This window comes from Vibrio sp. 10N.261.51.F12 (assembly GCF_041471725.1).
Lineage (GTDB): Bacteria > Pseudomonadota > Gammaproteobacteria > Enterobacterales > Vibrionaceae > Vibrio.
Map to the genome: position 1 here is coordinate 26,200 of NZ_JBFROV010000048.1, position 22,015 is coordinate 48,214.

The 22,015-nt window shown below is 44.6% G+C and carries 29 protein-coding genes; 11 read left to right on the forward strand and 18 right to left on the reverse strand.

The features are described from left to right. The first annotated feature begins 19 nt into the window (after positions 1–19). Positions 20–373 carry a 50S ribosomal protein L19 gene (gene rplS, locus AB4405_RS22410; RefSeq protein WP_006074418.1) on the forward strand — a complete coding sequence of 118 codons (354 nt, stop codon included), beginning with the start codon at positions 20–22 and terminating at the stop codon, positions 371–373. Positions 374–515: 142 nt separating this feature from the next. On the opposite strand, the gene mgtE is transcribed toward rplS, so the two are convergent. The 12 genes from mgtE to AB4405_RS22470 all read right to left on the reverse strand — a co-directional run bounded on the left by mgtE (position 516) and on the right by AB4405_RS22470 (position 9,736). Then, a complete protein-coding gene (mgtE, locus tag AB4405_RS22415) occupies positions 516–1,874 on the reverse strand; it encodes a magnesium transporter (RefSeq protein WP_102468181.1) in 1,359 nt (452 codons plus the stop codon). Between the two features lie 115 nt (positions 1,875–1,989). Then, positions 1,990–2,265, reverse strand: coding sequence for an HPr family phosphocarrier protein (locus AB4405_RS22420; RefSeq protein ID WP_372062891.1), 276 nt, complete (start codon positions 2,263–2,265; stop codon positions 1,990–1,992). Positions 2,266–2,272: 7 nt separating this feature from the next. Further along, positions 2,273–3,130 (reverse strand): RNase adapter RapZ, encoded by an 858-nt coding sequence (rapZ, locus tag AB4405_RS22425; protein WP_102468183.1) that lies wholly within the window; start codon positions 3,128–3,130, stop codon positions 2,273–2,275. Between the two features lie 56 nt (positions 3,131–3,186). Continuing rightward, positions 3,187–3,633 (reverse strand): PTS IIA-like nitrogen regulatory protein PtsN, encoded by a 447-nt coding sequence (gene ptsN, locus AB4405_RS22430; protein ID WP_102468184.1) that lies wholly within the window; start codon positions 3,631–3,633, stop codon positions 3,187–3,189. A 1-nt stretch (position 3,634) separates the two neighbouring features. Then, positions 3,635–3,922 (reverse strand): ribosome hibernation promoting factor, encoded by a 288-nt coding sequence (hpf, locus tag AB4405_RS22435; RefSeq protein ID WP_102468185.1) that lies wholly within the window; start codon positions 3,920–3,922, stop codon positions 3,635–3,637. Positions 3,923–3,947: 25 nt separating this feature from the next. Then, positions 3,948–5,414 carry an RNA polymerase factor sigma-54 gene (locus tag AB4405_RS22440; RefSeq protein WP_372062892.1) on the reverse strand — a complete coding sequence of 489 codons (1,467 nt, stop codon included), beginning with the start codon at positions 5,412–5,414 and terminating at the stop codon, positions 3,948–3,950. Between the two features lie 45 nt (positions 5,415–5,459). Beyond that, positions 5,460–6,185, reverse strand: a complete 726-nt coding sequence (gene lptB / locus AB4405_RS22445) for an LPS export ABC transporter ATP-binding protein (RefSeq protein WP_372062893.1) — start codon at positions 6,183–6,185, stop codon at positions 5,460–5,462. Positions 6,186–6,196: 11 nt separating this feature from the next. Next, complete coding sequence (gene lptA / locus AB4405_RS22450) at positions 6,197–6,691, reverse strand: lipopolysaccharide transport periplasmic protein LptA (protein WP_102468188.1); 495 nt, start codon at positions 6,689–6,691, stop codon at positions 6,197–6,199. After that, entirely contained in the window at positions 6,672–7,235 is a 564-nt protein-coding gene (lptC, locus tag AB4405_RS22455; RefSeq protein WP_372062894.1) for an LPS export ABC transporter periplasmic protein LptC, read from the reverse strand. Before lptC ends, lptA begins: the two co-directional genes overlap by 20 nt. Then, positions 7,232–7,789: a 3-deoxy-manno-octulosonate-8-phosphatase KdsC gene (kdsC, locus tag AB4405_RS22460; RefSeq protein ID WP_102468190.1), complete on the reverse strand. Its 558-nt coding sequence runs from the start codon at positions 7,787–7,789 to the stop codon at positions 7,232–7,234. The genes lptC and kdsC overlap by 4 nt, the downstream gene beginning before the upstream one ends. Then, the gene (locus AB4405_RS22465; protein ID WP_372062904.1) at positions 7,789–8,760 is read right to left on the reverse strand and encodes a KpsF/GutQ family sugar-phosphate isomerase; all 972 of its coding nucleotides are present in this window, start codon (positions 8,758–8,760) and stop codon (positions 7,789–7,791) included. The genes kdsC and AB4405_RS22465 overlap by 1 nt, the downstream gene beginning before the upstream one ends. Before the next feature lie 7 nt (positions 8,761–8,767). Next, positions 8,768–9,736, reverse strand: coding sequence for a calcium/sodium antiporter (locus AB4405_RS22470; protein WP_372062895.1), 969 nt, complete (start codon positions 9,734–9,736; stop codon positions 8,768–8,770). 299 nt (positions 9,737–10,035) lie between these two features. Between AB4405_RS22470 and mlaF the strand changes: the two genes are divergently transcribed. The 8 genes from mlaF (at position 10,036) to AB4405_RS22510 (ending at position 15,398) form a co-directional block, all read left to right on the forward strand. Further along, complete coding sequence (gene mlaF, locus AB4405_RS22475; protein ID WP_102468193.1) at positions 10,036–10,830, forward strand: phospholipid ABC transporter ATP-binding protein MlaF; 795 nt, start codon at positions 10,036–10,038, stop codon at positions 10,828–10,830. Between the two features lies 1 nt (position 10,831). Continuing rightward, entirely contained in the window at positions 10,832–11,611 is a 780-nt protein-coding gene (mlaE, locus tag AB4405_RS22480) for a lipid asymmetry maintenance ABC transporter permease subunit MlaE (RefSeq protein ID WP_102468194.1), read from the forward strand. Positions 11,612–11,628: 17 nt separating this feature from the next. Further along, on the forward strand, positions 11,629–12,117 hold the full coding sequence (mlaD, locus tag AB4405_RS22485) for an outer membrane lipid asymmetry maintenance protein MlaD (RefSeq protein WP_372062896.1): 489 nt from the start codon (positions 11,629–11,631) through the stop codon (positions 12,115–12,117). 4 nt (positions 12,118–12,121) lie between these two features. Further along, a complete protein-coding gene (gene mlaC, locus AB4405_RS22490) occupies positions 12,122–12,763 on the forward strand; it encodes a phospholipid-binding protein MlaC (RefSeq protein ID WP_372062897.1) in 642 nt (213 codons plus the stop codon). Further along, positions 12,760–13,059 (forward strand): lipid asymmetry maintenance protein MlaB, encoded by a 300-nt coding sequence (locus AB4405_RS22495; RefSeq protein WP_372062898.1) that lies wholly within the window; start codon positions 12,760–12,762, stop codon positions 13,057–13,059. Before mlaC ends, AB4405_RS22495 begins: the two co-directional genes overlap by 4 nt. A 9-nt stretch (positions 13,060–13,068) precedes the next feature. Then, positions 13,069–13,323: a BolA family iron metabolism protein IbaG gene (gene ibaG, locus AB4405_RS22500; protein ID WP_102468198.1), complete on the forward strand. Its 255-nt coding sequence runs from the start codon at positions 13,069–13,071 to the stop codon at positions 13,321–13,323. Between the two features lie 9 nt (positions 13,324–13,332). Next, positions 13,333–14,598 carry a UDP-N-acetylglucosamine 1-carboxyvinyltransferase gene (murA, locus tag AB4405_RS22505; protein ID WP_102468199.1) on the forward strand — a complete coding sequence of 422 codons (1,266 nt, stop codon included), beginning with the start codon at positions 13,333–13,335 and terminating at the stop codon, positions 14,596–14,598. 71 nt (positions 14,599–14,669) lie between these two features. Beyond that, entirely contained in the window at positions 14,670–15,398 is a 729-nt protein-coding gene (locus AB4405_RS22510) for a 1-acylglycerol-3-phosphate O-acyltransferase (protein ID WP_372062899.1), read from the forward strand. Between the two features lie 83 nt (positions 15,399–15,481). Here the strand turns inward: AB4405_RS22510 and AB4405_RS22515 are convergent, their stop codons facing one another. The 6 genes from AB4405_RS22515 to arcA all read right to left on the reverse strand — a co-directional run bounded on the left by AB4405_RS22515 (position 15,482) and on the right by arcA (position 20,019). Beyond that, on the reverse strand, positions 15,482–15,871 hold the full coding sequence (locus AB4405_RS22515; RefSeq protein ID WP_372062900.1) for a RidA family protein: 390 nt from the start codon (positions 15,869–15,871) through the stop codon (positions 15,482–15,484). Between the two features lie 106 nt (positions 15,872–15,977). After that, the gene (gene pyrI, locus AB4405_RS22520) at positions 15,978–16,439 is read right to left on the reverse strand and encodes an aspartate carbamoyltransferase regulatory subunit (protein WP_102468202.1); all 462 of its coding nucleotides are present in this window, start codon (positions 16,437–16,439) and stop codon (positions 15,978–15,980) included. A 12-nt stretch (positions 16,440–16,451) separates the two neighbouring features. Continuing rightward, the gene (pyrB, locus tag AB4405_RS22525) at positions 16,452–17,381 is read right to left on the reverse strand and encodes an aspartate carbamoyltransferase (RefSeq protein WP_102468203.1); all 930 of its coding nucleotides are present in this window, start codon (positions 17,379–17,381) and stop codon (positions 16,452–16,454) included. A 71-nt stretch (positions 17,382–17,452) separates the two neighbouring features. After that, positions 17,453–17,575 carry a hypothetical protein gene (locus AB4405_RS22530; RefSeq protein ID WP_277869442.1) on the reverse strand — a complete coding sequence of 41 codons (123 nt, stop codon included), beginning with the start codon at positions 17,573–17,575 and terminating at the stop codon, positions 17,453–17,455. A gap of 98 nt (positions 17,576–17,673) precedes the next feature. Further along, on the reverse strand, positions 17,674–18,678 hold the full coding sequence (gene argF, locus AB4405_RS22535) for an ornithine carbamoyltransferase (protein WP_102468204.1): 1,005 nt from the start codon (positions 18,676–18,678) through the stop codon (positions 17,674–17,676). Positions 18,679–18,798: 120 nt separating this feature from the next. Beyond that, positions 18,799–20,019 (reverse strand): arginine deiminase, encoded by a 1,221-nt coding sequence (arcA, locus tag AB4405_RS22540; protein WP_372062901.1) that lies wholly within the window; start codon positions 20,017–20,019, stop codon positions 18,799–18,801. Between the two features lie 561 nt (positions 20,020–20,580). On the opposite strand from arcA, the gene rraB reads away from it, so the two are divergent. Together rraB and AB4405_RS22550 are read left to right on the forward strand one after the other, a co-directional pair. After that, a complete protein-coding gene (gene rraB / locus AB4405_RS22545) occupies positions 20,581–20,997 on the forward strand; it encodes a ribonuclease E inhibitor RraB (RefSeq protein ID WP_372062902.1) in 417 nt (138 codons plus the stop codon). Positions 20,998–21,127: 130 nt separating this feature from the next. Beyond that, the gene (locus AB4405_RS22550) at positions 21,128–21,931 is read left to right on the forward strand and encodes a glycosyl hydrolase 2 galactose-binding domain-containing protein (protein WP_372062903.1); all 804 of its coding nucleotides are present in this window, start codon (positions 21,128–21,130) and stop codon (positions 21,929–21,931) included. The last annotated feature ends 84 nt before the right edge of the window (positions 21,932–22,015 follow it).

A 22,015-nucleotide genomic window follows, 5' to 3' on the forward strand; every position in this document is an offset into this window, starting at 1 on the left:
ATTCTAGGAATTTAAGAACATGAGTAACATCATCAAGGCTCTTGAAGAAGAGCAAATGAAATCAGGCCTACCTAAATTTGCACCAGGTGACACTGTTGTAGTTCAGGTTAAAGTAAAAGAAGGTGACCGTGAGCGTCTACAGGCATACGAAGGCGTTGTAATCGCTATTCGTAACCGTGGTCTTCACTCTGCATTCACAGTTCGTAAAATCTCGAACGGTGAAGGTGTTGAGCGTACGTTCCAAACTCACTCTCCAATGGTTGATAGCATCGAAGTTAAACGCCGTGGTGCAGTACGTCGTGCCAAGTTGTACTACCTACGTGAGCGTTCTGGTAAGTCAGCTCGTATCAAAGAGAAACTTGCTAAGAAGTAATGCTATTAAACTAGCGTTCTCAAATAGAAGCGGAGCCCCTAGGGCTCCGCTTTTTTTTATCTAAATATCGTTGATATAATATGTGTTGTGTAACGTCTGTAGATGCATAAGGCTAGCAACATAGGTGCGTTTTGCTGGTACCTTAAGTTAGCAGGATCGTTGCCAAGCCGAGAAAGACAGATAGACCGATAACATCAGTGATGGTGGTTAATGCCATTCCGCCAGCGAGTGCGGGGTCGATATTCATTTTCTTTAAGAATATCGGGATGGTAACACCAGCGATCCCGGCGACCAGCAAGTTGGTTAGCATGGCGGCAGAAATTATACCCCCTAACATCCAGTTGCCCTTCCAGGCGACGACGATGCCTCCGATGATCAGTGCCCAAAGAATACCATTCAAAAAGCCGATAGCGGCTTCTTTTAAGAGCAGCTCTCGCTTGTTACTGTCACCAATATGACCAAGTGCCAACCCACGGATGACCAAGGCCACCGTTTGATTTCCGGCGACGCCACCCATCGATGGGACAATCGTCATCAGCACGGCAATAGCGGCCATTTGCTCTAAGGTGGCTTCAAACATATTAGATACAGAAGCCGCAGCAAGTGCCGCTAGGACGTTGGCACCAAGCCATACGCTTCGACGCCTTGCTGATTTGACGACAGGTGCGAATGTATCTTCATCATCATCCATCCCTGCCATGCTCATCATTGAGTGCTCAGCGTCTTCTCGGATGATATCGACCACATCGTCGATAGTAATACGACCAACAAGGTGGTGGTCACTATCTACTACTGGTGCTGAGACCCAGTCTCGACGTTCAAACAAGGAGGCAACGTCAGAATCACTGGTTTCCACATGGATAGCCTCGTCTGCGTCATCCATGACATCGATAACCTTTACGTCAGGTTGAGTGGTCAAGATGGTGCTGAGAGATAAGTGTCCTATTAGCATGCTCTCTTCATCGATGACATAGAGGGCGTCAGTGGCTTCAGGAAGCTCACCACGCATGCGTAGATAACGAAGAACAACGTCTACATCGACATCACCACGGATCGTGATGACGTCGGTATTCATAATACCGCCGGCGCTGTCTTCTGGATAAGATAGGGCGGTTTCAACCCGCTGCCTATCGGCACTATCCATCTGAGAAAGAACTTCTCGTGAGACGTCATCAGGTAAGCTTCGCAAGACATAGGCAACATCGTCCGTGTCCATGCCTTCAGTGGCTTCTGCCAGCTTCTCTGGAGCCATCTTCGAGACGAGATTATCTTTGACGTCTTCATTTAATTCATCAAGAATTTCGCCATAATCTTCAGGATCGGTGAGTTGCCAAAGGACGTCGCGACTTTTACGAGGTGAGGCCTCGAGAAGGTGGGCAATGTCTTCAGGCTCCATATCCTGAAGCTGTCTGCGTACGTAAACAAAGCGACCATTTTCTAGGGCCTCGCTTACTTCTTGGAGAGTTTGGTGAGCTTGGTCGAATTCTATTTGCTCTGCCATGGCTGCCCCTTGAACTTAACTGCTTTAATTTATTGAATATTAGTTTAATTCTACACGTTAATTAGTAACAACGTATGAATGACTGTGTGATATTTTTACTCGTTAAGAATTTGGTTTATTCGTCTTCATCAAAACGGTGTTCAACCAGTTCACACACGGCTTGGAGTGCATCATTGGATTGAGGGCCATCCGCTTTAATCGTGATAAATTCACCCTGTGCGGATTCCAGCATCAGTAACCCCATGACGCTATCAGCCGTCGCTTCTTTATTTTCGTGATTACAAATGGTGACGATGGCGTTAAAACTTTGCGCAAGCTCTACCAGTTTAACGGCTGCCCGTGCATGGAGCCCTAAGCGGTTTTGAATCAAGACAGTTCGAGATGTAGACATGAGACTCCTATTGATGCTGCTCTAGTGACGCGTGTCTAATTTGGACTTGCTGGCCGCTGTGAGCAAAGTACTCACCGATTTGCTGTGCGATATAGACTGAGCGGTGTTTGCCGCCAGTGCAGCCTATAGCGACCGTCAGATAGCTGCGATTGTTTTTTTCTAACATTGGTAGCCAACGCTCGATAAAGTGCTGTATTTGCAGTTTTAGCTCAATCACTTCTGGGTGGGACTCTAGAAATGACTTAATGGGTGCATCGAGCCCTGTTAAAGGTCTCAATTCAGGTTGCCAATGGGGGTTAGGTAAGAACCTAACATCAAACACGTAATCCGCATCGTTTGGCATACCGTATTTGAATCCAAAAGATTGGAATACCATCACCAATTCTTTTTTCTCTTTTCCTTCGAGCTCAATGCGAATCGTTTCACTAAGGTCATGAATCGAGCGATGACTGGAGTCGATAAGGTAATCAGCTTGCTCTTTAATGGGCTTTAACAGCTTATGCTCAAGATCAATGGCTTGCTCGAGTGATAGCTTCTCTTTTTGTTGCGATAGAGGATGGATTCGCCTTGTCTCACTATAGCGAGTCAGTAGAACTGGCTTAGTTGCGTCAAGAAAGAGGACCTTAACATCATGACTCTTTGCGAGCTCATCGAGCTTGAGGCTGAGCTGTTTGAGATTGTCAGGAAGGTTACGAATATCGATGCTGACCGCCACATTTTGTTGGGAGTCTTTCGTGCTCTCAACAAAATGTTCGAGCAGATCGATGGGGAGGTTATCAACGCAGTAATAACCAGAATCTTCTAAAACTCGGAGCGCAACACTTTTACCGGCTCCAGAATGCCCACTTACAACGACCAATCTCATAATCTTGACTCAGTATGTTTAATTCGATTCAGTATATTTATTTCGATGCCGCACCGTTAGTGACTGACAATGATGTCGTAGAGCTCTTGATCACTTTGTGCTTTGCGCAATTGCTTAAGGACGGTTTTGTCGTTCAGGCGTTCTGCCATGCAAGACAAGGTTTTGAGGTGCTCTTTACATTGAGCATCTGGAACTAAAAGCGCAAACATGAGGTCAACAGGTCGATTATCGATAGAGTCGAACTCAACCGGTTCGTTACACTGCAAAAGGACCGCTATTGCCTTGTCACTATCTTGCATGCGCGCATGAGGGATGGCGATACCGTTACCGATACCCGTGCTGCCTACTTTCTCTCGGTTCAACATGCACTCAAACAACTCTGTAGAGTTCTGACCTGTCTTTTGTGCCGCGATTTCACTGATGATCTCGAGTGCGCGCTTTTTGCTGGTACAAGGGACTGCACTCTTGGTGCAGTCCAATGTTAATACTTCACTTATTTGCATTTTAGTGATTACTTATTTTTTCTTTGTGCTTATTCAATTGTCGGACGAGCTTATCGACGAGTGAGTCGATGGCCGCATACATACTCTCATCTTCTGCCGCCGCATGAATTTCACCGTGATTGATGTGGAGCGTAGCTTCAGCGATCTGGTTTAATTTTTCAACTCGTAATATCACTTGAATGGTATTTATATGATCAAAAAAGCGTTCTAGTTTATGAAATTTGTCATTAACGTAGTCTTGCATTGACTCAGTAAGATCAACATGGTGGCCTTGGATTTGAATTTGCATAGACTTTCCTTTTTGGTTATTGGCCTTAAAGTAGGCGTTTACGCTGACTAGAAGGGGCGATACCCAGCGACTCTCGATACTTAGCGATAGTGCGTCTAGCAACTTGAATACCCTGGTCAGCTAACTGAGCGGCGATTTTGCTATCGCTCAAAGGCTTGGCTGTATTTTCGACAGCGACAAGTTTTTTGATCAGTGCTCGAATGGCGGTTGACGAGCATTCACCGCCATTATCTGTCGAAACATGGCTTGAAAAGAAGTACTTCAATTCAAAAATACCACGAGGTGTATGCATATATTTCTGAGTGGTCACTCTTGAAATCGTTGATTCATGCATATCGACGGCTAATGCCACATCATTGAGTACCATAGGTTTCATCGCTTCTTCACCATATTCAAAGAAGTCATGTTGATGTTCAACAATGCATTTCGCAACCTTAAGAAGTGTCTCATTACGGCTTTCTAAGCTTTTAATCAACCATTTAGCTTCTTGAAGGTTAGAGCGAATATATTGGCTATCTGGGCTGTTTCCTGTCCCTAATTGTGCATACTGTTGATTGACTTTCAAGCGAGGTACGCTGTCGGGGTTTATTTGAACCACCCACTTGCCTCTGTCTTTAAAAACAGACACATCTGGAACGACATACTCAGTCTCATCTGGGGTGATTTTACTGCCAGGACGAGGGTCGAGCTGTTGAATCAGTGACAGTACTTCTCTCAGTTCTGTTTCTTTCAGTCTAGTCTCTTTAATGACGAGCTTGTAATCGCGATTGCCTAATTGATCGATGTGATGAGACAGGACTAATTTTGCTTCGGCTAACCAAGGCGTATCTTCTGGAAACGTCGCCAGTTGAAGTAAAAGGCAATCTTGTAAGTTAACCGAGGCGACACCGAGTGGGTCAAACTGTTGAATGCGTTTGCGTACCGCCTCGACTTCATCCAGTTCAAGATCGTCTATATCTACGCTTTCAAGTAGTTCTTCGCACGATTGAGTGAGGTAACCTTGGCTATCGATTGCATCAATCACGGCGAGTGCAATGGCTCGGTCTGTCTCTGAGAATGGGGTTAGGTCTAGCTGCCAAATAAGATAATCTTGCAGTGATTGTGTGGTTTCACCTTGATATATAGGAAGGTCATCGTCGACGCTGATACCCGTATTGCCGGTGTTTGCGCTGTAAACGTCATCCCATGTCGTGTCGATTTCGAGGTCGTTGGTAATCTCAGAAGACTCGATCAGTTCTGAGCTGTCTTTAGGTTCAGGCTCACTGCTGAGCTCTGGACTGGATTCCTCTTTACTCTCTAGGTTGTTTTTTTCTTCATTAGCAGGCGGCTCGTCGGTTGCTTCTTCAACATCAAGTAGTGGGTTGGAGTCCAAAGCCTCTTGAATTTCTTGTTGAAGGTCGAGCGTCGACAACTGCAATAAGCGAATTGCTTGTTGCAGTTGTGGTGTCATTGCTAACTGTTGACCTAGCTTAAGTTGTAATGAGGGTTTCATGCAGTCTTGTTGGCCTATTAATAAATATGATACCTGACTATTAAATCATAGTCGGAATTGTTCACCGAGATAAACCTGTTTTACATGTTCATTATTGAGAACATCTTCCGGTGTGCCTTCAGCAATCAAGTGACCTTGGCTGACGATGTAGGCTTTTTCACAGACATCCAGCGTCTCACGGACATTATGGTCGGTAATTAATACGCCAAGGCCTCTATCTCTTAGGTGTTCGATGATTTTTTTGATATCGATAACAGAGATGGGGTCAACCCCTGCAAAAGGCTCATCAAGTAGAATAAATTGCGGGTTCGCAGCTAAGGCTCGTGCAATTTCTACACGACGGCGCTCTCCACCAGAGAGTGCCATGCCCGCGCTTTTTCGGATATGTTGAATATTGAACTCATCAAGAAGATCCTCAAGGCGATCCTGTTGTTCTTCTTGGGTGAGCTCACTACGTGTTTCTAACACGGCTAGAATATTATGTTCCACGCTTAGCTTTCTAAAAATAGAGGCTTCTTGTGGCAGGTAACCGATCCCCATTTTTGCTCGACTGTGCATCGGTAAAATACTGATGTCTTCGTCATCAATGGTAATCGAACCTTCATCTCGAGCTACAAGGCCTACTATCATATAAAAAGATGTCGTTTTTCCCGCGCCATTAGGGCCCAGCAATCCAACAATCTGACCTGACTCTACAGACAAGCTCACATCGGTGACGACTTTTCTATTGTTATAACTTTTTGCTAAATGCGTTGCTTTTAATAGCGCCATATTCCGAAGTACTACTCTTGAGCTGGTTGAGGTTGAAGAACGGTCGACACACGTTCGTTAGGGCTACCATCTGCGATCAATTTTTGTGACGAAATTCTATAGCGAATTTTTGTTCCTTTGATAATGCTACCGTCTTGCGACAACATCGCTTGATTGGTCATCGTTAATTGGTCGTCTTTCAAGGCATAGTGAAGCTCTTTAGCTTCACCGTACAATGTCTTACCATCATCGGTGAGCTGAGAAAAGGTCGCAAGATCGCCGAACCCTTCAATAACCTGCAATGCGCCGGTCTTAGGTTCTCGCGTGACAATGATCGTGTCAGCATTAATATTGATGCTACCTTGTTTTAGTTTTACATCGCCAGCAAAGGTAACCTTGTTACTTTTCATATCAAGCTGTTGAGTATCGGAGTCGATATACACAGGTTGTTCCGTATCCGTCGAAAGTGCATAAGCGGCGACTGGTAAAAACAGGCAAAGCCCAAGACTAAGGTGTGAGAGTTTCATATTTACTATTCACTTTGTTGTAAAGCTCTGCGAGGTTATCTGCGAAGTTTCCTTTCATCGCATCACCACGCGTTTCAAACTGTGGGCCTAACATTAGAACGTTAGTATCAGCCCAAAAATCCCGATTGTCTAACTGAATGCTCATCTGGTCTGTTGATAAGGTATCGAAACCTGACTCATCAAGCAAATTTCTAGCAATTACATCGTCATACAGGGTTAATACGTCTTTTTTATCGAGAATGGCGGTCGCCGCTGAAATCTCCCACTCTTGGGTGGTTCCCTCGACATAAATCTTCAATACAGGTCGGTCGAATACGGTTTCGCCTTTTTTTGAAAAGTGCTCTAAATATGCTGAGTTAATACTGTAGCTTCGTACGCCGTTATCAGCGTAAGAAATATTGTGTAGATTCTTGCCGTTAAATGCAGGAAGTTCAACATTAGGGGTAACCTGAATGACATTACTATCCTCTTTGCTATAAAGATAGTAACCACACCCAAGGGATATCATTAACAATACGGCATATAGAGTACGAGGTAGACTCATATACTCAAACCTTTATGAAGCTCGAGTTGCCCTTTTGATTCAAGGATAATATCACACACCTCTCTGACTGCCCCTCGTCCTCCTTGGATCGATGTGACATAGTCAGCTTTATTGGCAAGAAGGGGGTGGCCGTCAGCCACGCACACACTCAGTCCAATCTGTTCCATAACAGGCCAATCAATTAAGTCATCACCAATATAGGCGGTCTGTTCTGCTGAAATATTGAGTTTTTCACAGATGTCTTTGTAAGCCACTATTTTATCATCTTGGCCTTGGTAGATTAACGATATCCCCAGCGCCGTCATTCGATTCTCGACAATCTTAGACGTGCGGCCTGTGATAATGGCGACTTCTATGCCGGCGCTCATGAGTGCTTTGACGCCGTATCCGTCTCTAGTGTGAAATGTCTTAAGCTCTTCGCCATCATTACCCATATAGACAAGCCCGTCAGAGAAAACACCATCAACGTCGCAAATGAGGAGTTTTATCTCAGATGCTCGCGCGAAGGCGGTTTTATCCATTGCACCATAGAGCGTTTCAATCGTTTGTGGCATTACATCACTCCCGCTTTGAGTAGGTCATGCATATTTAATGCACCAACAACCCGGTTCTCTTCTAGCAAAATTAGGCCGTTAATATTTTTAGATTGCATCAGATGTAATCCTTCTGCTGCAAGCATATTGGGGGTCGCGGTTGTTGGAGAGACCGTCATGACATCCCCAATACTCGTAGTGTGGATATCAATACGCTTGTCTAAGATTCGGCGTAAATCACCATCGGTAAAAATACCAAGCAAGTGTTGTGACTCATTGACGACTGCAGTCATCCCCAAGCCTTTATCCGTGATTTTTAGCAACGCGTCGCGAACCAAGGTATTCGGTGTGACGAGTGGTAACGCATCACCAGAATGCATGATGTCACTTAATTTTAGCAACAGCTTGCGACCCAAAGCACCTCCCGGATGAGACAATGCAAAATCCTCTTCACTAAACCCTCTTGCTTCCAGCAAGGCAATGGCTAACGCATCCCCCATCACGAGTGTAGCAGTTGAGCTAGAGGTTGGTGCTAGTCCTAATGGGCAGGCTTCTTTTGGAACCGTAATCTGTAAGTGGTGATCTGAAAGCTTAGCCATCGTAGACGCCGGCTTCCCTGTCATGCTAACGGTCGTAATACCAAGACGCTTGAATACCGGAAATAGGCTGATGATCTCATGAGATTCACCAGAGTTTGATATTGCAATAACGAGATCTTTCGCTTCAATCATGCCTAAGTCGCCGTGAGCTGCCTCGCCGGGGTGCACAAAAAATGCCGATGTTCCCGTACTAGCAAGCGTGGCAGCAATTTTTTTACCTATATGTCCAGATTTGCCCATACCCATTACGATAACTTTACCTTGATGGTTGAGGATGCTGTGACAAACGGCCGAGAAGTGGCCGTCGATATAGCGTTCCAAGTGCTGTAAAGCAAGAACCTCTGTGTCTAACACGCGCTTTGCTGCACTAATAAAATCAAATGAAGACATAATGTGACTCCTATGCAGCCATGTTGGTGAAGAGATAAACTTGGTAAATTAGGAAGCAGATAAATAAGATGAAGCCTTCGATTCGGTTAATGCTTTTCGACTTTCCGAGCGCCATCACGACGAGAAGCAAAGACACCCCAAGCATGACCCAAAAGTCACGACCCATCGCGTGTTCACTTAATATTGACGGATTTAAAACACCTGGAATTCCCATAACCGCCAAAATGTTAAATACGTTTGAGCCAATGATATTACCGACGGCCATATCATCTTCGCCCTTCATCACGCCAGCCAGAGAGGCGGCCAATTCAGGTAGGCTGGTACCAATCGCAATAATCGTTAGCCCTATCACAAGGTCACTCATACCAAAGTATTGAGCGATAGTGACGGCACTATCGACGAGGCGATCAGCGGCAATCGGCAGAATAATCAATCCGATAACCACCCACATAATGGCTTTTATGTTACTCACGCCTTCAGGGATTTCAGACTCTTGGCTATCGAGCATGACGTCACCGCCGCCGGCTTTTTCTGTCTTGCTAATCCGGATCATCGCAAGAATAAAGGCACCAAACAGCGCAAATAGTACAATACCTTCGTAAAAGCCCAGGTGGCCATCCCAAAGTATTACGCCTGCAATTAATGTGACCGCAATCATCAGAGGGAGTTCACGACGCAGAATACCTGAAGAAATAGATAGTGGCTTTATCATCGCGGTAATACCGAGAATTAAAGCGATGTTGGCAATATTAGAGCCGAGCACATTCCCGACGGCAGTATCTGTTTTTCCGTCAAGTGCTGCGGTGGCTGATACCATCATCTCGGGCGCAGAAGAGCCCATAGCCAGAATCGTCATACCAATGACTAGCGGTGAGATACCGTAGTTTCGCGCAAGCGCAGCGGAACCATAAACGAGTTTGTCTGCGCTCCACACTAGGAAAACAAGACCAATAATAAGAAACACCACTGCTTCAAGCATGCTTTAATTCCAGTTACTTTTTCTAAGATATTTGGTGGGTAATTTTGACGGTTTAGCACCTAAAATGGAAGCTAATCAACAAATAAAATAACAATCAGTTTCAGAACCATATACGCTAATAATAGTGTGAAATTAGTTTGTCGCCTGAATGTTACGGTCATTAGTGGCTCAAAATGTGATGAACTAATGACTGTGCAGACGATAGAAAGTAAATGCTATCTATTTTAAGGTTTTAATTATGGGCTGCTATCATTAGAATATAAGGCTTGAGGGACTTAGGCTTTTTAATAAGGAAATGTATGTCAAACAATGACTTGGTTTCCGTGAAGGGGTTGTCATTTTCTAGAGGCAAACACGTCATCTTTGATGATATTGAATTGCATGTACCGAAAGGGAAAGTGACAGCAATCATGGGGCCATCCGGAATTGGAAAAACAACGTTACTACGGCTTATCGGCGGGCAGCTATACCCTGATCAGGGAGAAATTTGGTTTGAGAGCGACAATATCCCGACGTTGTCGCGCAAGCGCTTATATCAAGTCCGAAAAAAAATGAGCATGTTGTTCCAATCTGGGGCGTTGTTTACGGACCTTACGGTTTTCGACAATGTTGCCTTTCCCCTTCGGGAGCACACGCAACTATCTGAAGCATTAATACGAACATTAGTTCTATTAAAACTCGAAGCTGTCGGCTTGAGAGGCGCTGCGCAGCTAATGCCAAGTGAGCTCTCTGGCGGAATGGCAAGGCGAGCAGCACTGGCACGTGCGATTGCCCTTGACCCCGATTTGATCATGTATGACGAACCATTTGTTGGGCAAGACCCTATTACTATGGGAGTGTTGGTTGAGTTGATTCGTTCATTAAACAACGCCCTTAACTTGACATCGATTGTCGTATCGCATGATGTCCCAGAGGTGATGTCGATTGCTGACTGGGTGTATTTACTCGCCGATGGGAAAATTGTTGCTAAAGGAACACCTGAAGCGCTTAGAAATAACCCAGACCCGAGGGTTCAGCAGTTTTTAGTGGGTGACGCTGATGGACCGGTACCGTTTCGATATCCAGCGGAGCCACTTGAACAGGACCTCTTTTAATATGTTGCAGTTTGTACAAAGAATCGGTCATCGCACACTGATGTCTTGTCAATCGTGGGGAAAGGCAACGTTTATGTTGCTTGGTGTGTTGTTATCTAGACCACAGCCAGTGAAGAACTTTCCTTTATTGATCAAGCAGCTCTACAGTGTGGGTGTTCAATCACTTGCTATTATTACCGTATCCGGCTTGTTTATTGGCATGGTGTTAAGCCTACAAGGTTATGTGGTGCTGGTGGATTACGGTGCGGAAGGAAGCCTAGGTCAAATGGTCTCTTTGTCTTTGTTGCGAGAGCTTGGGCCCGTGGTGACCGCTTTATTGTTTGCAGGACGCGCGGGATCGGCGCTAACAGCCGAAATAGGTTTGATGAAAGCAACAGAGCAGTTATCAAGTATGGAAATGATGGCCGTTGATCCGATAAAAAGAGTGGTTGCCCCTCGTTTTTGGGCCGGTGTTATTTCAATGCCGTTACTTGCCATGATCTTCATGTCGATTGGTATTTGGGGAGCGCAGCTCGTCGGCGTGGAATGGAAGGGCATTGATCATGGTAGTTTTTGGTCTGCGATGCAGTCATCGGTCGAACTGGGGCGAGATATCGGTAATAGCGCCTTGAAATGTATCGTATTTGCCATCACGGTGACCTGGATTGCTTTGTTTAATGGTTATGATGCCATTCCTACTTCCGAGGGGATTAGTCAAGCAACGACAAGAACGGTGGTTCATTCATCATTGGCCGTTTTAGGGTTGGACTTTGTTATGACTGCATTAATGTTTGGAAGTTGAGAATAAAGGATTTTTGAATGCAACAAACTCGAAAGTTAGAATTGTGGGTGGGCGGCTTTGTTCTGACAGGACTTTGCGCAATTTTGTTTATCATTTTTCAAGTGGCTGACGTTAAAGGTGTTGGCTCAAGTGATACTTACACCTTGCAAGCTCGGTTTGATAATATCGGTAGTTTAAAGGCTCGATCCCCTGTCAAGGTCGGTGGGGTCGTTATCGGGCGTGTCAGTGATATCCACCTTGATAAAGAGAGCTACTTACCTGTTGTAAACCTTGCTATCAATTCTGAATATCAATTCCCTGAGACGTCAAGTGCACAAATTCTCACGTCAGGACTCATAGGTGAGCAATACATCGGCCTAGTTCCTGGTTTTATTTTCGATGACGAGACGTATCTAGTTGATGGTGATCGCATTGAGGATACTAAGTCAGCGTTAGTACTCGAAGATATGATAGGGCAAGTGCTTTATAGCATCGGTGGAAAGTCTGATGATGCGAAACAGGAGTAATAAGATGAGCAGAATATGCATGATGTTGGCTTTAATTTTCAGTGTGTTTAGTGTTTCCGCTCAAGATATAGATAAGAGCAAGCCCTACGACATGATGAAACAAGTCGCCGACCGCACTTTTTCCAGATTGGCAGAAGAGCAATCATTAATCCAAGATGATCCTAATTACTTGAAGGTTGTTGTCGAAGAAGAGTTGATGCCATACGTTAATGATCGTTATGCGGCATTGAAACTGTTGGGGCCTAACTTAAAAGGGGCGAAACGAGAAGACGTCTTAGAATTTGCGAAAGCTTTTCGTGAGTACTTGGTGACCTCTTATGCACAAGTCCTGACCCAGTATACTGGGCAAGAGATACAATTTGGTCCAACGCCAGTGATTGATGAAAAAACAACGATTACAGGCATTCGAGTCACCATAATGGATTCACCAAGACCGAACATTAATCTTGAATTTAAATTGAGAAAAGATAAAAAAACAGGTGATTGGAAAGCGTTTGATATGATTGCTGAAGGCATCAGTTTACTGTCGAGTAAGCAATCAGAATGGAACACAAAAATACGCCGAGAGGGGATACTTTCGGTGGCGGAAGAATTAGAAGCATTGTCTCAGGTGTCAATTCAATTTGAAGGGAAGTCCGGACAGTGAATGCGAGTGTAGAGTTTAGCGAACCTGATACTATTCTACTCGTTGGCACCCTGACTCGGGACACGGTTCCGAAGCTCTGGAAGCAATTACAAGTATTTAATTATCCAGAATCTAACGTTAATGTGCCTCTTAACGAGGTAGAACGTATAGATTCTGCTGGTATGGTGATGCTAATTCACTTAATAGAGCATGCAAAAAATCGAAAGTGTCATATAATGCTCAGCTTCGTGCCCGACGAGCTGAAAATGTTGTTTCAGCTAAGTAATGTTGAATCGGTAATTGAGAAACACATTTAGGAGTATCTTGTGGATAGCACAAAAGTACAGGAACTATTGCAAAGTGAACTAAACCTAGAAGAGCTGCATGTTAAAGGTGAAGGTAGCCACTACGAAGTGATTGCAGTAGATGCTCAATTCGCAGGCATGAGCCGAGTAAAAAAACAGCAGATGATTTATAAGCCTCTGATGGAATACATTCAGCGTAACGACATCCACGCCGTCTCGATCAAGGCTTTCACTCCAGAAGAGTGGGCTCGAGATAAAAAGTTGATGTCACTTTAAGGTTAAGTAATGGATAAGTTTCAAATTATTGGGTCGACAACCCCGCTACAAGGCGAGGTTTCAATCTCAGGTGCTAAAAATGCAGCACTGCCTATTTTATTTGCTTCTATTTTGGCTGAAGGGCCGGTAGAAGTCTCCAATGTGCCTCGTCTACGTGATATCGATACCACGATGAAACTGCTGACGCGCCTCGGAGCAAAAGTCCATCGTAACGGTTCCGTGCACGTTGATGGCAGCGAAATTAATGAACTTTGTGCGCCCTATGATCTCGTGAAAACGATGCGTGCTTCAATTTGGGCTTTAGGACCATTGGTGGCTAGATTCGGTAAAGGGCAAGTATCCCTGCCGGGTGGCTGTGCTATTGGAGCGAGACCCGTCGATTTGCATATTCATGGCCTTGAACAACTAGGCGCAACGATCACGCTTGAAGATGGTTATGTGAAAGCAGAAGTTGATGGCCGCTTGAAAGGCGCGCATGTTGTGATGGACAAGGTGAGTGTGGGTGCCACTATCACAGTGATGTGCGCCGCGACACTGGCGGAAGGCAAAACCGTACTGGATAACGCCGCACGTGAACCTGAGATTGTCGATACTGCCAACTTCTTGAATGCATTAGGAGCTAAAGTCTCTGGTGCAGGTACTGATACTATCACTATCGAAGGCGTTGAGCGTTTGTCTGGTGGTAAGCACGCTGTGGTTGCAGACCGCATTGAAACAGGAACATTTTTAGTTGCCGCAGCGGTATCAGGGGGCAAGGTCGTTTGCCGTAACACCAGCGCACATCTTCTAGAGGCAGTTATTGCGAAACTAGAAGAAGCCGGTGCGAAGGTGGAAAGTGGTGAGGACTGGATCTCCCTTGATATGACCGGTCGTGACCTCAAGGCTGTGTCGATTCGTACTGCGCCACATCCTGGTTTCCCAACTGATATGCAAGCGCAATTCACGCTATTAAATATCATGGCGAAAGGCGGTGGTGTTATTACCGAAACCATCTTTGAGAACCGCTTCATGCACGTGCCTGAACTGATACGAATGGGCGCAAAAGCAGACATTGAAGGTAACACCGTTATCTGTGGCGATGTAGAATTGTTGAGCGGCGCTCAAGTGATGGCCACAGATTTGCGAGCCTCAGCGAGCTTAGTTATCGCGGGTTGTATTGCCAAAGGCGAAACCATTGTTGATCGTATTTACCACATTGATCGTGGTTACGACAGGATTGAAGATAAGCTATCTTTACTGGGCGCAAATATTACTCGCGTTCAAGCATCTGAATAGCACTTTAAGTGATATTGATGAGCCGAAATCGTTAGGTTTCGGTTTTTTTTTGAGATTTTTCGGAGCACAAAATGATTGCTTTTTTCCGCTGTATTGCAGTGGCTATTTTCGCTATCGTCATGTTCATTTTTGGTTGTGGGTATTGTTTATTAAGCCCAAGAAACCCAAAGCATGTATTTAGATTTGGACGTTATTTTGGCGCAATGTCTAAGGTGTTTGGCATCAAACTTGAACTTAGGCTACCTGAAGATGCGTATCACCGTGGCCAGCATGTCTATATTGCTAACCATCAAAATAACTGGGACCTGTTTACCGTTTCTTCGGCCGTCACTCCAAATGTGGTGACAGTAGGCAAAAAAAGCTTGGCGTGGATGCCATTCTTTGGGCAGCTCTACTATCTTACCGGAAACATTTTGATTGACCGTGCTAATCGCAGTAAGGCGAAAGGAACGATAGATCAAGTTGTCGATAGCATGAAAAAAAGCAACTTATCTGTCTGGATGTTTCCTGAAGGTACGCGTTCTAGAGGGCGAGGCATGTTGCCATTTAAGACCGGAGCATTTCATGCTGCGATTGGCGCTAATGTACCGATTATCCCGATTGTTTGTAGTAGCACGGCGCACTTAAAGTTCAACAAATGGGATAACGGGCATATCATTGTTGAGATGCTGCCTCCCGTTTCTGTTGAAGGGTGTGCAAAAGAGGACATTCGAGAACTTGCTAACCGTTGCCGCGAGCAAATGGTGCAGAAATTGGAACAACTTGACGCAGAAGTGATTGAGCTCAATAAGGGCAAGTAATCATCGCGGAAGGTCACCGAGAGTGAAAAAAAGGGTTGTGTGAACAACCCTTTTTGATATCGGATGAAACGTTTAGGTCGCCGTTACTTACGAACCGCAATAGCTTCGATCTCAATCTTCACGTCTTTTGGTAGTCGTGCGACTTCAACACATGAGCGAGCTGGGTAGTTAGCGACTTGGTGCTCATCAAAGAACTTACCATAGACTTCATTCACTGTGCCAAAGTCGTTCAAATCTTTAACAAAAACCGTCATCTTAACAATATCAGAGACAGTAAGACCTGATGACTCAACGACAGCCTTAACGTTATCTAGTGATTGACGTGCCTGCTCTGAAATATCGTCTGATACTTCCCCTGTTACTGGGTTTACTGGGATTTGACCAGAGGTTAGCACCATATTACCGAGGTCGACGCCTTGAACATAAGGGCCAATGGCAGCAGGAGCTGATTCTGTATGAAGTACTTTAGTCATTCTTAGTGTTCCATTGTGATAAAAGAATAAGAGGAACTAGACTGCCTCTAGCCCCAATAAAAATCAAGCCTACTTTTAGTCGGCTTGATTAATAACATAACGATGATTAGCGCTCGGTAAGAATTTCTCTCGCAAATACCTTTTCACAGTATTTGCACTTCAGGCGAATATCACTATGCTTCTCGAACACCTTAAAACTACTTTCTACCGGCTCATTATGCGTGATGCAATTGCTATTTGGGCACTCAAATATACCGTTAATATGCTCAGGCAGTGCTAAGGCCAACTTTTTACTAACCTCATAATTCTCGATTTGATTCACGGTCGCGTTAGGCGCGTACAGAGCCAGTTTGTTTGCTTGCTCTTCGCTGACAAAGACGTTTTCTATTTTGAGTAAGTCCTTACACCCAAGAGCCGACGATGGAAGGTTTAAACCAATCGTGACGCGCTGCTGGGATTGGTCCATAGCAAACAGTTTTAATACCTTGATACCGATGTTCGCTGGGATGTGGTCGATCACTGTGCCATTTTTAATGGCCTCGACTTGTAGTTGTGTTTCTCTTGTCATGCTATACCTGCCTTACAACGTTTCATTTAACACGAGAGCCAATAGTGCTTCACGCGCGTACACCCCATTTTCAGCTTGCTGGAAATAGTAGGCATAAGGCGTTTTATCGACATCAACGGTAATCTCATCAACACGAGGAAGTGGGTGCAACACCTTTAGGTTGTCACGTGCTTCTTTCAGCGTTTCAGCCGATAAGATGTAAGCCGATTTTATATGTGCATATTCTGATTCATCAAAGCGTTCTTTCTGTACGCGCGTCATGTAAAGGATATCGAGTTCCGGTACGACCTCTTCCATATCTTGATGCATACTAAAGGTGATGCCTGATTCTTCCAGTTCTTCACAGATGTAATCTGGCATTGCGAGCGCTTCTGGTGCGATGAAGTAAAAGCGAACGTTATTAAACTTTGCTAATGCTTGAGTGAGAGAGTGCACGGTACGACCATATTTTAGGTCACCAACAAAAGCCACATTGATGTTGTCTAAGCGACCCTGGGTTTCATAAATGCTGTACAGGTCAAGCAAGGTTTGCGTAGGGTGCTGGTTTGCGCCGTCACCCGCATTGATAACCGGTGTGCCGTTTGAAAACTCAGAAGCGAGGCGTGCGGCGCCTTCTTGTGGATGACGCATGACAAAGGCATCCACATACGAAGCGATAACTTGTACGGAATCCGCTAACGTTTCGCCTTTTTTCGCAAGGGACGTGTTACCGCCACTATCAAAGCCAATAACACTACCACCAATACGCTGGATTGCGGTTTCGAAAGATAAGCGAGTTCGGGTTGAAGGCTCAAAGAAACAGCTCGCAATGACTTTGTTTTTTATTAGCTCAGGTCGAGGGGTTGATTTAAGTTGCCCTGCGGTTTCTACGATGAGTTCGAGCTCATCACGAGACAGCTCAGGAATTGAGATAATGTGCTTTTGGTAGAGCGTATTCGCCATGTTTATCTTCCCTATAGTTAAAAACTAAACCAGAGTTAGCAGCCATAAAAAAGCCCCCCATAATGGGAGGCTTAGTCATCAAAAGAAGATAATACCGGTGCGTGATAAGCGAAGTACTTATCGCGAGTTAGCAATGCATCAAAGCTAATCAGCGTATGAAAGCCTAGCAATGTAATGAAACTCGGTTGCGCCATGTCCTATCCCCCTGACAAATTGCGGAGAATTATACCCTTAACAATTGTGAGCGCAAGCGATTACATCAAAGGTTTATGCGTTAATTCGCCACTTTTTATTAACTGCCAAGTGTTGCGACCATGACGGCTTTTATGGTGTGCATGCGATTTTCTGCTTCATCGAATACGATGGAATACTCGGACTCAAAGACATCGTTGCTGACTTCTAACCCATTAAGGTTAAACTTGTCAGCAATCTCTTTGCCGATAGTGGTTTGGTCATCATGGAAAGCGGGTAGGCAATGCATGAATTTTACATCGGGGTTCCCCGTCGCTTCAATCATCGCCATATTTACTTGGTATGGTTTCATGAGAGTAATACGCTCCTCCCAAGCTGAGGCCGGTTCACCCATGGAGACCCAAACGTCGGTATAAAGAAAGTCACAACCGTCTACACCTTGAGTGACGTCTTCTGTTAGGGTGATGGTCGCTCCTGTATTAAGAGCAATCTGTTGGCATTCCTCAACAAGTTCTGGTTCTGGCCAGAATGCCTTGGGGGCGACTAGGCGAATGTCCATCCCCATTTTAGCGGCCCCAACCATTAGAGAATTACCCATGTTGTTTCGTGCATCGCCTAGGTAAGCAAATGACATTTGATGCAGCTGTTTTCCTTTGCCGTGTTCAAACATGGTGAGGAAGTCGGCTAAAATTTGCGTAGGGTGGAATTCATCGGTTAGGCCATTCCAAACCGGTACGCCAGCGTGGGCACCTAACTCTTCAACGATCTCTTGCCCAAATCCTCGATATTCTATGCCGTCGTACATGCGACCTAGGACACGTGCGGTATCTTTCATTGATTCTTTATGACCAATTTGCGAGCCCGAAGGGCCTAGGTATGAGACCTGAGCGCCTTGATCAAAGGCGGCAACTTCAAATGCACATCGGGTACGGGTAGAGGCTTTTTCAAAGATCAGTGCAATATTTTTCCCGACGAGTTTCTTTTGTTCTGTCCCTGCATATTTTGCTGATTTTAAAGACAAAGAAAGATCGAGAAGAAATTGGATTTCTTTGGGCGTAAAATCTAAAAGCTTAAGGAAGTTCCTATTACGTAAGTTATAAGCCATGTTCCGTACCTAGTGAATAACAAGTAGTTCATTTATACATATAAATGCTTTTAAAGTGAATATTTATTTTTGGTGTGATGTAAAAAAACGCCTATATTAGACGTTTTTTTCGGTTTTTATTTAGATACCGTCTCGCTCTATTGGACAGCTCATACAACGAGCACCCCCACGCCCGCGTCCTAGTTCATTCCCAGGGATAGTCAAAACTTCGATGCCTGCTTTATCATATTTTTCATTGGTATAGACATTTCTTTCATAGCCAATGACCACTCCTGGTTTAACGGTGAGAACGTTATTTGCATCGTTCCACTGTTCACGCTCTGCTTCATAATTATCACCACCAGTGGTGATAATATTCAATTTATCTACGTCGAGTGCACTTTCCAGTGCTGTTAAATAGTTAGGCAGTTTTTCAACTTGTATCTGGCCTTTAGGCTCAGCCGTTAATCGCCAAGTATCCAGTTTATCAGTGATAATTTCAGGGTAGACAGAGAATGTATCAACATCCATATGAGTCATTACGGTATCAAGGTGCATACAAGAGCGATGCTTAGGCAGATCAATCGCGATGACTTGTGAGGCTTGCCCTGTTTTGAAAAGGCTTGCCGCTAAGTTCTCCACGCCTTGTGGCGTTGTGCGTTCGGAGATACCAATGAGAACCGCGCCTTTGCCAATAACAAGGACATCACCACCTTCTATATTGGCATTGTCGTAATGCAAGTCTTCATCGCCAAAGTATTTGATGAAATCTTGGCCTGCAAAGGTAGGGTGCCAGCGATATATGGCACGTAAGTGATTGGTTTCACGCTGTCGAGCTGGCTTCATCATTGGGTTTAATGAGACGCCGCCGTACACCCAGCAAGACGTGTCGCGCGTAAATAGGTGGTTGGGTAATGGCTCAATGACAAAGTCGAGGGGGCGGCTCATCTTTTGTAAGATGGATGAGGTTTTGATTGGTAACTCTGAATAGGCAAGCCCACCCAGTAGAATGGTGGCAAGGTGCTCATTATCCATGTCTGCAAGGTAGCGTTTCAGTTCATTAGCAAAGATAGGCCCATAACGAAAATCTGAGATTTGAGTCTCTAGTAACCATGATTTGGCGTCGGTGACCGCCAAGGTTTCAACTAAAAGATCATGGAGGAGCAAAACCTCAACTTCTTGGCTACGTAGCGTGTCAGCAAAGGCGTCATGTTCTACCCCTGCCGCTTCTACAGCAAGCACGTCATCAAAAAGAAGTTCGTGACAATTTGATGGTGTGAGGTGGGTAAGCGCTCTTTCTGGGCGGTTCAGCAAAACTCTGCGTAATTGACCCACTTCTGATCCGACGTGCAACGTACTCATTGTGATTCCTTTCAAATTTGAATGCGCTATTTATGACAAGCTTGTTATCAAGATGCAAGCTCAAAAACTGGCGTTTGTTGCTGTAAATGAACCATATTGCAGTGACTAATCGTGATAAATTGCCACGTAAGCAGACAAATTTTCTGGATTTTTGCAGGGTATATAAAAAGTAGAATGCTTGAATATTCATGATTACAGGGATAGAAAGGGCGCTAATCATCGATAATCTATGCATAAATAAACAAATTTGGGCCAATTTGTGGCTATTGAATGAGTAAAACGTAGCAGGAGAGTAGAGTTTCTGGTTGAGGTGATATGCAAAATACATTCATAAATTGTCGACATGACACTAAGTGTCATCATTGGGCTCGGCTTTTTTCTTCATAAGTGAGAGCGATGTAACGATGAAATGTTAAATTTGTGTATGTGTGATCTGGATCTTAATGGATAAATTGGCGAAGAATGAAAATATGTTGCGAAAGATCCTGCTTCGATCTTTCGATTTACACTGACATACCGTATTATTCGTCCCGTTAACCTAATTTTAGCTGGAGCACTTTTATGTCTCAACAAGATGAGTATGTCACCGTTGCAGAATTGATCGAAATTCAAAAGGAAGACACTCGCGATATCATTCAAGCTCTTATAGAAGATGGTAGTGATCCAGACTCTCTTTATGAGATTGAACACCATTTCTTCGCTGAAGACTTTGACCGCCTAGAAAAAGCGGTTGTTGAAGCTTTTAAGTTGGGTTTTGAAGTTCTCGAAGCAGAAGAAACTGAAGATGAAGATGGCAACAAACTGCTATGTTGCGATGCTACGATGGAATCAAAGTTGAACGCAGAACAAATTGATGCACAAGTAGAGAAGCTTGTGAATCTCGCAGAAAAATACGACATCATCTATGATGGGTGGGGTACGTATTATGAAGGCGAAGATGCTCTGTACACGGAAGAAGATGACGCAGAAGAAGAATAAACGTCATTTTTTGAAAAAGGTCAGTAATACTGGCCTTTTTTTGTGTCCGTTGATAACTATTAACAACTGTATCTTTATATAAACAATTTGACTATACTGCGAAAAATATGATGTAGGTCTCATTGTTATAATGCAAAAAAACATGTCTGGTTTCTGGCAGTTATCCCCACTGACGGATCTCTCTATTCCGCAAGGGGACCTACAATTTCCTGGTGCGATTAGCCAAATTCTTCCTAATGCGTTGTCTGAACAAGCGATCGCAGAGCAAGAGTGGCACTTGATGCACGATTTTGACCTTAATGAGCAAGAGTTATCGCATCCTGCGGTGGACCTAGTATTCGCTGGCGTCGACCATTTTGCTGAGATCAGAGTGAACGGCGTTGCGGTGATGGACTGCGATGGCAGTGAATTAGTGTATCGAAAAGACGTACGAGCGCATCTTCAAGAAGGTCGAAATAGGATTGAGGTTTTGTTTCTCGAGTATGATGAAGATGACCTGCTCATTGAATCCAATCCTCCCTTGAAACAATGCCCACTTGGCGAGTATGCGGCTGGAAATGATCCTCGAGTGGGGATATGGGCAATGCCTTATTTACAGTTTATTTCTCATGTTCGTTTAGAGTACGTGGCAACGGAACAAATTTGGCATCATGGCGGAGGGTGTGAGTTTAAGGTTGACCTGTATTACAAAACCTATCGCCCAGGCTTGTTATCGGCTTTGGTCAAGTTCAATGGAATGACGTATTCATTACCGATCGACGTAAGAAAACAACAAGCATCTGCACTGTTTCAAATCGAAGCCCCTCGTTACACTGATCTTGCGTCTCCTAATAGTGCTGATGCGTACCAGTTAACCGTCGAGCTGGATGGACAGGAACAAGTATTGGATGTGGTATTAAATAGAGAGCTGTGTGCGACGCATTGCCCGCTTTAACTGCCGTTATCACATTTTAATTGGCTACCCTTTATCGATAAAAATAAAAAACGACCCCTGAGGTTAATGCCGTTCACTTAAGAG